Annotated in this window: 13 protein-coding genes; 3 read left to right on the top strand and 10 right to left on the bottom strand. The window is 39.9% G+C overall.

Translation table 11 applies throughout. The annotated features are described in order from the left end of the window. The 6 genes from CW745_RS03350 to CW745_RS03325 form a co-directional block, all read right to left on the bottom strand. Positions 1-270, bottom strand: a complete 270-nt coding sequence (locus tag CW745_RS03350; protein ID WP_101107119.1) for a K+/H+ antiporter subunit F — start codon at positions 268-270, stop codon at positions 1-3. Beyond that, positions 264-764, bottom strand: a complete 501-nt coding sequence (locus CW745_RS03345) for a Na+/H+ antiporter subunit E (RefSeq protein WP_101107118.1) — start codon at positions 762-764, stop codon at positions 264-266. The genes CW745_RS03350 and CW745_RS03345 overlap by 7 nt, the downstream gene beginning before the upstream one ends. Then, positions 764-2,275, bottom strand: a complete 1,512-nt coding sequence (locus tag CW745_RS03340; RefSeq protein ID WP_101107117.1) for a monovalent cation/H+ antiporter subunit D — start codon at positions 2,273-2,275, stop codon at positions 764-766. Before CW745_RS03340 ends, CW745_RS03345 begins: the two co-directional genes overlap by 1 nt. Next, positions 2,275-2,628 (bottom strand): Na+/H+ antiporter subunit C, encoded by a 354-nt coding sequence (locus CW745_RS03335; RefSeq protein WP_101107116.1) that lies wholly within the window; start codon positions 2,626-2,628, stop codon positions 2,275-2,277. The genes CW745_RS03340 and CW745_RS03335 overlap by 1 nt, the downstream gene beginning before the upstream one ends. Further along, positions 2,628-5,423, bottom strand: coding sequence for a monovalent cation/H+ antiporter subunit A (locus tag CW745_RS03330; RefSeq protein ID WP_101107115.1), 2,796 nt, complete (start codon positions 5,421-5,423; stop codon positions 2,628-2,630). The genes CW745_RS03335 and CW745_RS03330 overlap by 1 nt, the downstream gene beginning before the upstream one ends. A gap of 486 nt (positions 5,424-5,909) precedes the next feature. Further along, positions 5,910-6,167 carry a hypothetical protein gene (locus CW745_RS03325; protein ID WP_101107114.1) on the bottom strand — a complete coding sequence of 86 codons (258 nt, stop codon included), beginning with the start codon at positions 6,165-6,167 and terminating at the stop codon, positions 5,910-5,912. 616 nt (positions 6,168-6,783) lie between these two features. Between CW745_RS03325 and CW745_RS03320 the strand changes: the two genes are divergently transcribed. The 3 genes from CW745_RS03320 to CW745_RS03305 all read left to right on the top strand — a co-directional run bounded on the left by CW745_RS03320 (position 6,784) and on the right by CW745_RS03305 (position 8,571). Then, positions 6,784-7,290: a hypothetical protein gene (locus CW745_RS03320; RefSeq protein ID WP_101107113.1), complete on the top strand. Its 507-nt coding sequence runs from the start codon at positions 6,784-6,786 to the stop codon at positions 7,288-7,290. Between the two features lie 74 nt (positions 7,291-7,364). Further along, the gene (locus tag CW745_RS03315) at positions 7,365-7,616 is read left to right on the top strand and encodes a DUF2498 family protein (protein WP_101107112.1); all 252 of its coding nucleotides are present in this window, start codon (positions 7,365-7,367) and stop codon (positions 7,614-7,616) included. A 367-nt stretch (positions 7,617-7,983) separates the two neighbouring features. Continuing rightward, complete coding sequence (locus tag CW745_RS03305; protein WP_101107110.1) at positions 7,984-8,571, top strand: class I SAM-dependent methyltransferase; 588 nt, start codon at positions 7,984-7,986, stop codon at positions 8,569-8,571. An 87-nt stretch (positions 8,572-8,658) separates the two neighbouring features. On the opposite strand, the gene CW745_RS03300 is transcribed toward CW745_RS03305, so the two are convergent. The 4 genes from CW745_RS03300 to CW745_RS03285 are packed head-to-tail and all read right to left on the bottom strand — an operon-like array spanning position 8,659 to position 13,994. After that, complete coding sequence (locus CW745_RS03300) at positions 8,659-10,050, bottom strand: O-antigen ligase family protein (RefSeq protein WP_101107109.1); 1,392 nt, start codon at positions 10,048-10,050, stop codon at positions 8,659-8,661. Positions 10,051-10,082: 32 nt separating this feature from the next. Further along, positions 10,083-11,528, bottom strand: a complete 1,446-nt coding sequence (locus tag CW745_RS03295) for an oligosaccharide flippase family protein (protein WP_101107108.1) — start codon at positions 11,526-11,528, stop codon at positions 10,083-10,085. After that, complete coding sequence (locus tag CW745_RS03290) at positions 11,528-12,664, bottom strand: glycosyltransferase family 4 protein (RefSeq protein ID WP_101107107.1); 1,137 nt, start codon at positions 12,662-12,664, stop codon at positions 11,528-11,530. Before CW745_RS03290 ends, CW745_RS03295 begins: the two co-directional genes overlap by 1 nt. Beyond that, positions 12,654-13,994, bottom strand: a complete 1,341-nt coding sequence (locus tag CW745_RS03285) for a glycosyltransferase family 4 protein (protein ID WP_101107106.1) — start codon at positions 13,992-13,994, stop codon at positions 12,654-12,656. The genes CW745_RS03290 and CW745_RS03285 overlap by 11 nt, the downstream gene beginning before the upstream one ends. Positions 13,995-14,112: the final 118 nt, after the last annotated feature.

The raw sequence follows: 14,112 nt of genomic DNA, 5'->3' as shown, positions 1-14,112 counted from the left end.
TTACTCGATTATATCGCCACGTAATAAGTACTTACAAAATGCAGAAGTACTTACAAACCCAAGCAGTGCAATTAATAATGCCCCTTCATAGTAACTTGCTGAACCTTGGTAAAGGCCTAACAATATAATCAATGCAATACTATTAATGTACATGGTATCAACGGCAATAATTCTATCTGGTGTTGTTGGACCAATGATCAAACGCCAAGCATTTAAGGCCAATGCACTACAGATTAGGCCACAAGCGATGAGAATAGCGTAACTTAACATCCGAAAATCTCCTTTAAAGGCATTTCATATCGTTTTTTAATAAGGTTAATTAATTGTTGTTCATCTTCAAGGTGAAGCACATGAACATATAGCCACTGTCTATTATCAGACAATTCGACACTCACGGTTCCCGGTGTTAATGAAACGCTACTAGTGAATAGAGTTAATGGTAACGGCTCACTAATGTCTAATGGCACAGCGATAAAAGCAGGCTGTAAGCTGCGATTACTTTGCAGTACACGCTTTGCAACATCATAGTTGGAAACAATGATGTCAAACAGTAACCGCAAAGTATAAGTCAATAATTTTAGTGGCTTTTTAGCCACCGATTCTTTTTCACTTAGGGGGGCAACAATCCAAGGAATAACAATGGCAAAAACCGCCCCTAATATCATGTGACCGCGACTAAAATCATGCAGTATTTGCCACACTAACCACAGTAGTATGCTGTGGTAGGGAGTAGGGAACCAAATAAACTTACGTACCTTATCCATTATTGGGCTACCTCATTAAGTTGTTGCAGGGTTAAACCCGTTTTGAGTTGCTCTGCTGCTAGTTGAGAAAAGTCACTGACTGCACCACCAAAAATGACCATCAGCGGTAATATCGCAACCAATAAACCGATGGCAACATATTGAATAGGTTGCCCCTTTAATTCATTTGTACTCTCGCCACTGGTTCGCCAAAATAGTGAAGTACCTGCACGTGACAAGGCGATTAAAGCGATAAGTCCAGCAACAAGTACTAATGGCCAAACCCACATTGCTTGGTTAGCATTTGTGACTGATTGTAAAATTAATGCTTTACCCACAAACCCAGATAACGGCGGCATGCCAATTAACGCTATCGCTAATAAGGCAAAAACAAACCCTAAAATACCTGCTTGTGGCATTGCCCGGCTGGCAACGAAGCGATCTTCCGCTTTACCGCGTTGCTGCTGAATTAATCCCGCCAGTAAAAACATGGCTGCACAGGCAATGGTACTATGTAACAGGTAGTAAATACCTGCTGCTGTTGCTTGTACAGTATTTAGGCAGATAGTGACCAAAAGCGTACCTACAGATACCACTACTAAGTTACTACAAAGTACTCGTAAGCTTTGACTTGCCAATACTGCAATTGCGCCAATAGCAATGGTTAATAATGCAATAGGCCATAACCAGGGCAAGGCGATGTTAGCTAGTTCACCCGCTTGATCAGCAAACATTGCACCGTGTATGCGCCAAATACTATAGATACCCACTTTAGTCATGATTGCAAATAACGCGGCGACAGGTGCACTTGTACTTGCATAAGCTTTGGGTAACCAGAAATGCAAAGGTAGCATTGCTGCTTTCAAACCGAATACGGCCAATAGCAATAAAGCGCCTGATTTCGTGATCAATAATTCGTTGTGTGAGAGTAACGGAATTCTATCGGCCATATCTGCGAAGTTAAGTGTACCTAAGGTGCCGTATAACGTACCAAGAGCAAACAAAAACAGAGACGAGCCAATTAGATTAAGAAATACGTAATGGATATTCGCCTGTATGCGTTGTTTTCCGCCACCATGCATTAATAAAGCGTAAGAAGCGATGAGCAGTACTTCGAAAAATACGAATAGATTAAAGGCATCACCAGTTAAAAAGGCGCCGTTAATTCCCATCAATTGAAACATAATCAGTGGGTGGAAAAAGTCACCGTTTTTATCTTCGCCTGCACTCGCATATAACGTCACTGCTAAGCCTAAAATTGCACTTAAACAAACGAGTAGTACTGAAAAAGTATCTGCGACTAAAACAATACCAAAAGGCGCACTCCAATCTCCAAGAGCATAAACTTGGATCCCTTGTTCTTTCACTGTGAAAAGTAAAGTAAATGCGATAACAACCATTAATATATTGGCAGTGATGGTTATCACTCGTTGTCGTGCTAAGGAATTAGTTAAACTTGGCAGAAGCAACGCAACTGCGATGAAAAAAGGGACTAATACGGGAAAAATAACTAAATGGTCAAACAAGCTCATTAGGATTTGTCCTCTGCAGCTAAGCGATCAAAGGGCTCAGTTCCATCCACATGGTCATTACCGAGTTCTGAGCGACCACGCATTGCTAAAATAACGGCAAAAGCGGTCATCGCAAAGCCAATTACAATCGCAGTCAATACTAGAGCTTGCGGTAGTGGGTCTGCATAATTTTCACTGCCGTTTAAAACGGCAGGCGCGCCGATGGTTAAACCACCACTGGCAAATAAAAATAGGTTAACGGCGTACGATAACATTGTAAGGCCAATCACTAAGGTAAATGTATGGCCACGCAACATTAAAAAGATGCCACAGGCACTCATGAAGCCGACACACACGGCGTAGACTAATTCCATTACCTTTCTCCTTCTTTAACACGTTCTTTAGTAGTTAGCTTACCGAGGCTCGCTAAGATAAGTAGGGTGGCACCGATAACGGTAAAGTAAACACCCAGATCAAAAACTAATGCGCTGGTAAGTTCAAATTTCCCTATCCAAGGCAAAGACACATATTCAAACCAAGAGGTTAAGAATGGTCTGCCAAACATCCAACTGCCTAAGCCAGTTAAGCCTGCGGTTACTAAACCAATTGCTGTCATATAGTGATAGCTAATACTTACTCGTTTAGTCATCCATCCAACACCATGTGCAAGGTATTGTTGAATTAGCGCAATAGAGGTGATTAACCCAGCAATAAAGCCACCACCTGGAAGATTATGTCCGCGCATAAAGATATAAGCAGAAATAAGCAAGAATAGTGGTAATAAGCTTTGCGAGACAACAGAAAGTAACATCGGGTATTTATCGCTAGCCCAGAGGCGTCCATCGTGATCTTTAGTACGCATTGATAAACGCATACCGGCGATCAGTTTGTGAATACCTAATGCTGCAATACCTAATACGGTAATTTCACCAAAGGTATCAAAGCCACGGAAATCAACTAAAATAACGTTAACTACGTTCGTACCGCCACCGCCAGTTTTTGCATTTGCTAAGAAAAAATCAGAAATACTATCTAAAGGATGGGTCATTAAAGCAAAACAGATGCTCCCGATAATACAACCAATTAAGGCTGCTACTGCCATATCACGGACGAAATGACTCGGACGGCTTTTACTGGTTGGGGTATGTTGTGGGAAGAAATACAGCGCGAGCAACAGTAAAATTACCGTTACAATTTCTACCGAAAGCTGAGTTAGCGCTAAATCAGGCGCAGAGAAGTAGGCGAAAGTAATCGACACGACTAATCCGACCAACGACAGCATTAACAACGCGATTAAACGATAATGACTCCAAATAACCGTTGCCATTGAGCCCGCGATGATTAAAACAGCCGCCACAATAACCGCACCATTAATTGGTGAACCTGCCAAGCTACCTCGTGTTGAATCGAGCTCTAATAAAGGTGGAGCTATTAATAATAAAGCGAAAAAACACAAACAAAATGCGTAGCGTTGTAACGAGCCCGTTTCTAATTTCTCTGTTATTTGTTGTGCCCATTTAACGCAGATTTGTATAAAACCTTCAAACTCTGCTTTTGCATCAATGATTGGGAACTTTCCTGCAAACTTAAATAGATACTGACGGTTCAAGTAAATGGCTAATCCACCCGCTATGGCAAAACCACTCATCATCAATGGAATATTAAACCCATGCCATAAAGACAAACTGTAGTTAGGAACTGGATGGTTGAGCACTGCTAGAGAGGCACTTTGTAACATTGGTCCAATGGTATCGTGGGGTAATATGCCAACTACGAGACAAAGAGCCACTAAAATTTCCACTGGAACGCGCATATAACGTGGGGGTTCATGCGGTGTTTTAGTAAGCCCTTTAGGTTCGCCGTTGAAAAACACATCGTGGATAAAGCGCAGTGAATAGGCAACCGCGAAAGCGCCGGCAATTGTAGCTAACACCGGGATTAACCATGATATTGACCCTAAAATACTTTGGTTTAGAGTCTCTGCAAAGAACATCTCTTTGGATAAAAAGCCATTGAGTAATGGCACACCTGCCATCGATGCAGAGGCAACCATCGCTAAAGTTGCTGTGATCGGCATGTATTTCCACAAACCATTTAGTTGGCGCATATCACGCGACCCAGATTCATGGTCAATGATACCTGCTGCCATAAATAAAGAAGCTTTAAAAATAGCATGATTCATGATGTGGAAGATGGCTGCAATAGCGGCTAATTCGGTATTTAAACCGAGTAACAAGACAATTAAGCCAAGGTGACTAATAGTTGAATAAGCCAGGAGGCCTTTTAAATCATGTTTAAATAGTGCTGTATATGCGCCCAATAATAGGGTGAATAAGCCTGTTAATGATACTACGACGAACCATGTTTCTGTGCCAGCTAATACTGGATAAAAACGTGCCAGTAAAAAGATACCTGCTTTAACCATGGTGGCAGAGTGTAGGTAAGCACTTACTGGTGTTGGAGCCGCCATTGCGTGTGGAAGCCAAAAGTGAAATGGAAATTGTGCTGATTTAGTAAAAGCACCAATCAAAAATAGCCCTAAAATAGCTAAATAATAAGGATGCTGCTTGATTAACTCGCCACTATTTAATACTACATCTAGCTCATAACTACCGACTACTTGTCCCAGTAAGATTATGCCTGCTAATAGTGCTAAACCACCGGCACCGGTAATAGTAAGCGCCATTCTTGCACCCTTACGTGCGTCACTACTATGCGACCAAAAGCCAATGAGTAAGAACGAACTAATACTGGTTAATTCCCAATAAAACCAAAGCTGTAACATATTGTTTGACATTACAATGCCGAGCATTGCCGTCATAAACATGATTAAGTAGCAGTAAAAGCGGCCCATATTATCTTTTTCAGATAAGTAGTAGCGAGCATACAAAATGACTAGTAAACCAATACCTAAAATTAGCAGGCTAAATAGTGCAGATAAGCCATCGAGTCGAAATGACAATGCCAAGCCTAACTGTGGGATCCACTCAATACTTTGGTGAAAAGCGTGCCCTGCAAATACTGCTGGTAAATCCAGTAAAATTAAAATTAAGGCTAAAGCCGGAAGTATTGCAGTGGCCAGTGCACAGGCACTGCGACTAACTTTATTGGTCAAGAGGGGAATGATGATCCCCAGCATGGGTAAAAAGGGTACCCAAAAATAATACATTTCAGCAAAGCTCCATTAGCTAATGAGTTGGTATTTGTGAACAACAATAGTAATTAATTAGATAAAAATCAATGTCTTGTTAAGTTCATCACATTTAAAAATTTATTTGTACGATTATTTTAACTGAGCTTAGCAATTTTTATAGTGAGATCGCAATCATCACTGTAAATCTTTACTTAAAATTCAATTTTAAGCTGAGGAGTATGGGGTTGTTTTTTAGCGTAAGCATTTCAGAATCGGCCCTGAAAATAAAATCGCTAGATTACAGTAAACATAGTGAATAGCTGGTCTATTTTACTGGTTTGAATAACTTATCTCTTAATTGAAGTTTTCGCAAAGAGAAGGATCGTTTACGTTAAATTTCACCTCGAAGTTAAGTCACTCTTCCTGCGCAAAATTTAGATCACATATTTAATTCGATTGGTAAAAAATGGATCTAGAAAGGGGAGAAAGTATAAACTTTCTCCTTAATATTGGGCTAGTGAGTTAATTTAAAGCGCCTGTTGCAACACCACCGCTAGCAATAATATGGAAATCATTGAACTTGAAAGTGGTGCTTTCATCCTCTGAATTATTATTCATTTGCAGTTGTGATGAAAGGACATCACAAACTCCATCCATTTCTCCAGTGAGTACCTTATCAGGATCATCAGTGAAGATTGCGTATTTTTTACCTTCTAAATCAAAAAATATAACTGGACTATATAAGTTCACGTTCAATTCAACGTTTGTTAATGTAATCATAATAAATATTCCTTTTTGAGGGCGCTTTAAATATCGAACTAATTTCGATTTTTCCATCGCTCCAAAACTTAACACCGATAAATGACAGTTTAGTTAAAGAAATATGAATTTAGGTTTGCTTTTTTAAAATTGTTTATGCAACACAGATAATAGCAAATGAAATGAATTACAGCTCTATTCTACCGGTTAAGGTGATTTGTCTCATTGTTAATTTTTTGTTTTAAATCATGGTTTTATGTGTTTTTTGATTGGTTGAAAACATTTTTCCTTCGCAAAAGTTAGCGACACCTTTAAAGTGATTAGTATAATTATAATATTTTACCCTTGAGTGAAGTATAGGGGCGAACTTGAAGGTGATAGCTGAATAATCAGATATTTTATTTTACTCGGCCTGCTGATTTTTGTTGTTTAAATTTTTTAAGTTCGGTGTACTTTAGGAGGAGGCGAAATGAAACTCTGTCTTGCAAAAATAGTTAACAAATTGTTGTGAAAACATACTCGCAAGAGCAACCTCTCCTAGTGCTGCTTTTATGGATAAAGAGGCTTGAATAAATAAGTAAAATAGAGGAAATTAAAGAAACTGCAATCGATTGAATATTAGCGAGGGGAACATAGCTTGAACAATATTAAAACCATGAGAGCGTTGGTTAGTGCATTACTCATTTTTGCTTGTTTTATAGTGACGCTTGTTTTGAGTATCTATTTTTTATCTGACGACACTAGTGAGGCTGAAGAGATGACTGTGCAACATATCATTTATCAATCTATTGGTGAGTTAGGTGGTTATTCAGATCGCGAGGGAACACTTGTAAAAGCGATCAATGTTATTGACGATAATATAGATAACCCGGAAGTAGAAAAAATTATTAACTGTTATACCAATAACAGCGTGAGCGCTTTTCGTGAGTATTTAAAAGCGGTCAACTTTTCTCAGGGACAATTTTGTAAGGTTCAACAAAACATCCAAGCTGTATCGAGCTCGCATCAAAATAACGCTGACCTAAATAACAACGATAGATGCATAGCGCCTAACTCGATCATTATGAACGAAGCAACCCTTAAAAACTTGGGGCGCCAATATAGCGGCGACTTTGCAAGCGATTTAGCCAGCTGTAAAATTTAAGTAAGGTGCATGAGGTTTAACAATTGAACTTGGCTAACCTCGTTTATACTAAATATAGTGAAAGGAATAAATAGATGACTAATGAAAAACAAACTATAACAAGTGCTGACTTGATAGTGGTAGCCAATGCACAGCTACCAGAGCATGAAGACTTTATTGAAGGTGTTAAGGTCGAGAGTGTTGCTGAGCAACATGGTGTGATCACCTTTAAAGGTGAATCCTTTTTAGATGGGAATGGTTTACCTACTGCAAAGAGTATGATCGCGTTCAATTTGTATAAATGGCTTTGCCATCATTTATCAAGTAAATACACGTTAGTTGATTGAAGCGAACCACCACGACAGTATTTTTGATTTAGGAGAACAGTTTTTTCTAAATTAAAATAGCAATATTTATATTGAACATTTTTATCAGCTGTTTCTAGCGCTGTTGATTTTCCAAATTCATTTTTGCGACAATTTGTTGGCTATCAATACAAGGTTTAATCAATGCCATGCGTTTATTCCACTTCGATAGGAAAAATGGGTTTTGTGAACAAAATTGAGGTGGGCAACAAATCTTGCTCTGTTGTGGCAGCACAGCATTAAACAAAACTAACAAGTTGTTTGAATCGCTATGCGTCATTTACCATGGCGAACGATTGGTTTTTTAAAGCGATGTTAATAAACAATAAAACTTACCTGAGAGTGTTTTATGTGGGATAAAGAATACGATAGAGAAGAATATGTGTACGGAAAATTGCCAAATGATTTCCTTAAAAGTCATTATCAAGCGATTCCAAAGGGAAAAGTATTAATGCTTGCGGAAGGGGAAGGACGAAATGCAGTTTTTCTTGCTAAATTAGGTTACTCAGTGACAGCTGTTGATCTCTCCTGTGTAGGTTTGAAAAAAGCAGAAAAGCTTGCTAGCGAAAATAACGTCAAAATTGAAACCATTTGTGCTGATCTGGCCGAGTTTGATCTTGGTGATAAAAAATGGGATGGCATTGTTTCTATTTATTGCCATTTGCCACCCACAATTAGGCAGGCTTTATATAAAAAAATTGAACAGGCAATTAAACCCTCTGGCGTTTTCTTTTTAGAAGGTTACCGACCTGAACAGTTAGACAATAAAACAGGTGGTCCTCCCGTTGCCTCGATGATGGCTTCAAAAGAAACCCTAGTAAATGAACTTCCCAAGTTTGCATTTAGCCATTTAGAAGATGTTGATCGTGTTGTAAATGAAGGCATCAATCACAATGGCTTAGGGGCTGTAATTCAAGCTATTGGCTCTTTAAAGTAAGCAGATAAGCAGAACATTAAACTGAAAATTGTTACTGCAAGCGAAAGGAAGCTAATTATAACCAGCCACATTCCCTCTGCCTTGCTTTCAATTAGTTCTTTTTGTCATCGTTAAATGTTGTGCATTGTATTGTGCGATTGCGATAACGAAAGCCGCTAAAATATAGATTGGCCAAGTAAATCCTTGAGTGAGAAATGTTGCTGATACGATAGTGCCTATCAATCCAGCAAATACGGCCTGTGCACTGGCGTGAATATCTGCTGCTACGCGCTTTACTGCTCCCTCTTTATTAGTGCTATGTTTAATTTGTGCTTCAATATCGTTCAGGCTACGCATTGATGTTCGCACTAATGAATAGATACAGAGGACAAAAACAATTAAGCCTAAAAAGCCTGTTTCAGCAAGTACGCCAAACCAAGTGCTATGCACTGCATGATTAAGGCCATCCCAATGCGGGCTGTAATAGTAATAATTTGAATAAAAATTATTAATTCCAACCCCGCTTAATGGGTTATGCACTGCCATGCCAAAGGCCGCCTCCCACGCATATAAGCGCCCCATTGCAGAAGCATCAATACCTGCTTCTGCGGCTCCCCCAGAAGCACGATCAGAGATACCCGCAAACACAAAGAGGGCGATGGCGACGATGATACCAAGACATATAAATAATGTTTTTGATTGAATACGGCGATAACCAAACACCGCAAAAATTGCCATCATACCCAGTAATCCACCCCGGCTTTGTGTCGCAATGATAGCTAAAAAAAGAATAATGGCACTTAGCCAGCCTAAACATTTACTGTAAGTACCAATGTTTGGCGTTATTATCAAACTACAGGCAAAAGCGACTGGAAACATTAATACCAAGGCTAAATCGTTCGGATCCCCTAAAACTGAGCCGATATCTCGTCCGATTGTGACCCGTGTACCTTCAACTAAACCCACTCCATTCACCTGATTTGCTAGTGCAACAGCACCAACAAGCAAGCCAAAAAAGGTAATTAAACGTGATGCGAGTGCAAAGTCTTTTTCAGTGCGCGATAACCAAGCAATTGCAAAAGTCATGAGGATAATCTTCCAATATATTCCCTTGAAGTATTCAATTGCAATCGGGCGGTTACTCGCCAATAACACGCCTGCGATAACTAATATAAAGAATATGCTGATAGTGGTAAATTCAGCGCTCCAGTAAACACGTAACTTTCTACTTATTGCTACATGCCAAGTTAATGCGCCGAGCGAGGCGAGTGATAAAAGTAATGGAATTTTAAAATTATAGAGTTGCGGAAACACTTCATGAATTCGAAAAAAAGAGAAGATAACAAACAGTAATACAAAGAGAAAGGGTTGGTGAAGCACCACTAAGATAGCAATTGGTAGTAAACCAATGGCAATAAAAATAATAGGGTGAGGAACGAAAAGCCATAGCAAAAGTAACAATGGCGCAACGACGCCACACAAAAGTAATGGTAACAACATATTTTGTTGAAACTTTCTGCCTAGGCAATACATTATTGAGTCACTCGAGTGAGCATAGTGTGGTTTAAGTTAATTAGACCTAAGCGTTGTGCAAACCATAGCAAACTGCTGGTTGCTACAATTAACAGTATGATTGATTGCCCTAAACCCTGTGCTAGGTTTTGTATCTGTGATGCCACGATTAACCATAACGCACTCGCAATACTTAATGACAATAGAGCGCGGATTGGATAGTTGAGGGTTAAAAAATACTGGCTAACGTAATAAAACATGAGTAAACGTAATGATTGTGCTAACAATAGTGCCAATATCACCCCCCATACTTGATAAATCGGCGCTAAATAAAGCATGCTTGTCATGCCTACGATTGCCCCGATAAGGTTAATGATTAATTGGCTGGATGTAGTCTCACCATTAAAGCAACCAATATTAAACAGCTCTACAAGTTCCTTTAATAACATGATTATGGTAATTGCCACCACATAATACGTCGCTTGTTGATAGCTTGCAGGTAAGAGAGTCGTAATTAGTGGCGGTGAAATAATAGCGACACTCACTGTGATGAGCAGTGCGATAACGCAACCGATGGCGATATAATGGGATACTTTTTGTTTACCATTTTCTGTATTTAATACACTAAATCTACGTGGTGACCACCACATGCCAAAGGGCTGCATTAACAGTACCATTGCTAAAGCAAACTTAGCTGCAATCGCAAATTGTGCGACGTCGGCTAAACTGGTTTGCTCTGCCAGTACCCATCGATCCATTCCGTTAAGCGCAAAGGCGACCAGCCCACTCGCTACAATAGGTAAGCTATAGATAAATGCCCGTTTACAAGTGGCAATATTAAATCTTATTCCTGTATCACGTAGTTGCAATACTGTTAAGAATAACATTTGCGCCACGGTTGCAATCAAACTTGCCTCTAAAATACCACTTACACCACGCTCAAAATATAGGAAAACAACAACTAAAAAGGCTTGTAGTAAGGCTCGAGCAGTGCTGGCAAAAAAGAAAGAGAAGGCATGATTGTTCATACGCAACCAACCTAGTGGTATAGCAATGCAACCCTCTAAGGCTAAAACGGAAAGGACTAAACGTAATTCATAAACTGTCGCTCCTCCTGGAAAAACAGGGCTTAATAGAGGGGCAACAAACCAACTAACTAGTAGCGTTAATAAACCAATTAAAAGCGTTAACGTAAATATTTCTGCACTTATTTTGGCGCGTTTATGAGTGCATTTTTCCGTTCCAGCAAAGCGAAATAGTGTATCTTCAAGACCCATACCAACTAAAATACTGCCGATAACTGCTAAGGTGCTGATCACCTCTAAGCGACCAAATTGGTCTGCTGTAATATGATTGGCAATAAAAGGAAGCATTAATAATGATGTGCCTTTCATTAACGCGATGCTGGCGCCGTAAAGCATACCCTGTTGCATGGCAGGCGAAAGTTTATGAGTCAAAATCTTCATTATACGCTCCCTGTTAATCTGTTACTTGCCGGGTACTTTAAAAGAGCGTTTTCAATGCCGTTAATGACGGGGCGATATTGTTGTTCTGCACGATATTGCAGTGCGACGTGTTTCGCTTGCGCACCTAATCGGCGTATTAAATGAAGATCGCTACTGAGCTTTTGTAATGCCTCTTTAAGATCATGTTCATCATTCGTTTGGTATTTAATACAGTTTACGTTGTGTTGTAGCTGTTGGTCCCAGTACGCACCATCTTTTGGAATAACGACCGCTTGCCCGGCCGCTAAGGCTTCTAAAATAGATAAACCGAAGGGTTCGTTGATGCTGGTGGACACAAAAATATTAGCGCTAGCGCGAATGCTGTCTAATTTGCGTGGATTTTCATACCAGTTAATCTTAGGTATTTTTATAGGTGCCTCGCTGATCGGTAGCTGTAATCCCTGTGGCTTTATGTAACAAATGTGTGTTGTCGGGCGCCTTTCCTCTGGCATTAACTGTAATGCGCCGAGCAACTGCTCCAAACCTTTCCACTTTAATAATGATGCTGCCCAAAAAATAGAGGCTGAATGCTGCTGACAAGCTGTTGGCCAATGTTGTGTTGACAAGCCATTTTGTAAAAGTTGAAAGTGGCTCGGTAGTGTTTCTTGTGCGTTATTAAGTGTATTTAGGGCAAGTAGCAAAGAGGGCGCTGATGTTTGCAGGTAATGAACTTGATGTGCCACTTTTAAACAGCGTGCGATTGTTCGTGAGGGCGCAACAGGGCCATGGATCAATTGAATAATGGGAAATTTTAGCACTGGTCTTAACAGGTAAAGTGCTAAATCCACACCGGGCCCTGACGCGCCGAGTGCGATATCTATATGTCCAAACCGTATACGTGTTATCAGTAGCATTAAAGCAATAAAAGCATGGCGAAAAAAATAAGCAATACCTTGCTCTTGTTGAGCTAACCAAGAGGGCTCATTTAGCGAGACACGTCGAATGTTTGCGTGTTGCCACGAGCTGTTATCTGCAGTTAAGACTGTAATGCGAATGTTGTCTTTATTGAGCAAAGCTAAAATATTTTCGGTGGCTACTTTTGAGCCACCCGCAAAAGCCGTTGGGTCAATAATAATAAGGTGATGTTTATTTTTCATGGAGTAATCCTCCGCCAGTGTTCGATATTGTCTTGTTATTAGGTGCATCACTACTGAAAGGGTTATCGTTTACTGCTTGATGGGCTCGGCGATAGGCATTGAGCAAAGCGATGCCAATGCTCCTTATTTGCATTCCTGCACCGAGTAGTTGCTCAGATCTGGATACTTGTACTGTTTTATTCGTTAATAATTGTTGGTATAGGTCGCTGAATTTTTTGCAATTTTGCTCGATGGTAAAGTTTTTTAGAATATGTTGTTGACCATTTTTACCAATAGCATTGCAGCGAATAGGTGAAAAATAAAGTAATTCAACTGTTTCTGCCAGAGTGCATATAAAATGTTTATCGGTTGAATCGGTAATTAAAATACCATTTTTTTGCTGCTGTACAACTTCACTAATCCCCCCGATATTAGGGGCAACAATTGCAAGTCCTGCAAGGCTCGCTTCAGCAAAGACTAAGCCAAAGGCCTCTTCACGCGCACCTGAAACAAACAGGTCGGCACTACCTCGTAAAATACCGTGGGCATTTTCACATTCGCCAAGCAGGGTGATGTGTCGCTGTAAATTAAGTGCCTTGATCTGCCTATTTAAATTTTCAAGTTCAGGGCCATTACCGATTACAACTAAATGAACGGGGATCTGTTTCTTAATTAATATGGCAATACTATTAATAAGTCTATCGACACCTTTACGTTTGATTAATGAACCAACCGTGGCGATCACAAAATCACCGATACGTACATTACCAGTAGCACGAAGGTTTACTTCTGGCTGTGAAAGTAACCTTTGTGTATCAATACCATTTGCAATTACTTTCAGCTGCTGATGAGGCTTTTTATCTTTGTATAAAGGCGCAACAACATACTGGCTTACTCCCACTACCATGTCGGTTTGATATAAACCAAGGGTGAGTCGGTCACGGAGTTGATAGAGCGTGTGCAGTTGGCAAAGTAGAGGAACGGCACATTTTTTGGCCACAAAATTTAACCATTGGCAAGGTGCTGCACTGTTTGCATGAATTAACTTAATGTCGTGTTGTTTGATTAATTGCTCTGCTTGTTTAATTAGATTGTAAAAGCTTTGTAGATCAAAGCGAGGTGCTTGCCAGCCAAATAAAAGTGGAAAAGGGGTGCAAACGACTTCTATTCCAAGTGCTTTTGCTTCGCTTTCCATTATTGGCTGATTGCACCACAACAACGGTTTAAAGCAGGTTTTATCAAGGTGCTTTAACAGGTCAAGTAAACATCGTTCACTACCACGGATCCAATTATCACCATAATGAGTGAAGAGAATAGTTTGCACTTGCGTCTCGTGATTAACTGTTTTCATGGTGATATTCCTCGCTATTAATTTCGCGTTTGGGGTTGTAGTTAGGAATACTGCAAAGGTTAAGCCATTTTTTTAAGTTGCTGATACTATTAAGTTGTTTTGTTTTTTGTTGGTGGTG

Origin of the sequence: Psychromonas sp. psych-6C06, assembly GCF_002835465.1 — a bacterium.
Classification (GTDB): domain Bacteria; phylum Pseudomonadota; class Gammaproteobacteria; order Enterobacterales; family Psychromonadaceae; genus Psychromonas.
This window is presented reverse-complemented; position numbering and strand designations above follow the sequence as displayed.